1 protein-coding gene is annotated in these 749 nt (G+C 55.7%); it reads right to left on the reverse strand.

The genetic code is table 11. From position 1 onward, the window contains the following. Positions 1-663, reverse strand: a 663-nt coding sequence (gene tnpC, locus J7439_RS25710; protein ID WP_209204903.1) for an IS66 family transposase, incomplete at its 3' end; no start/stop codon positions are given. Positions 664-749 lie beyond the last annotated feature (86 nt).

Consider the following 749-nt stretch of genomic DNA (forward strand, 5'->3'; position numbering starts at 1 on the left):
GCCTTTTTTGGCATCCGTGAATTTGCGGCGCACATGGTCAAAACAGCCAACCTGGGTAATGCCTTCTTGCTTGCACACAGCACTGTAACTGGCATAACCGTCAGTTTGCAGGTAACCGCTGAACGCTTCGAACAGGCGCAGGGGAACCTCCTTGCCCCGGGAAGGATCGTAATGGAACAGCACCGCCGGTTGCCCCGGTGGGCCTCCCAGAGTCACCCACATGTACTTATCCGAGTGGAGTGATTTGCTGGACTCCTTGAGTACCTGGATCCGGGTTTCATCAGCATTCATGATGTGCCCGGCCCGCTGATGGTCTGCCATCAGGTTGATCAGGGGCTGCAGTTGCAGAGACAACCGGATCAGCCAGTTGGCCATCGTCGTCCGGGTAATGGAGCCGCCATAGCGTGCCAGTATTTTTTCCTGCCGGTACAATGGCAAGGCATCGCAATATTTGGCAATGATGATCCAGGCCAGCATGCTGACGGTCACTGCAGATTTGGGAATGGGGTGTTTGGGAAGCTCCGCCGCCTTGATAACGCGTTTTTCCTGCGGTGCCTCTCCCGGCTCAGCTTTCTCAAGAAATACTGCTTTTTCCTGCAGAATCTCTTTCACCTGAACCCGGGTGCGCATTCCGGAGCATTCGGCCACCCATTCCACTAACATTCGGCCACTGATTCCGGAAGTATCCGGCCACCCATTCCGGTAACATTCGGCCACCCCTAATCGGAGCGCAGCGACGCATCGATTTG

Origin of the sequence: Salinisphaera sp. G21_0, from assembly GCF_017744115.1 — a bacterium.
In the GTDB taxonomy this organism is placed as follows: Bacteria; Pseudomonadota; Gammaproteobacteria; order Pseudomonadales; family Endozoicomonadaceae; genus Endozoicomonas.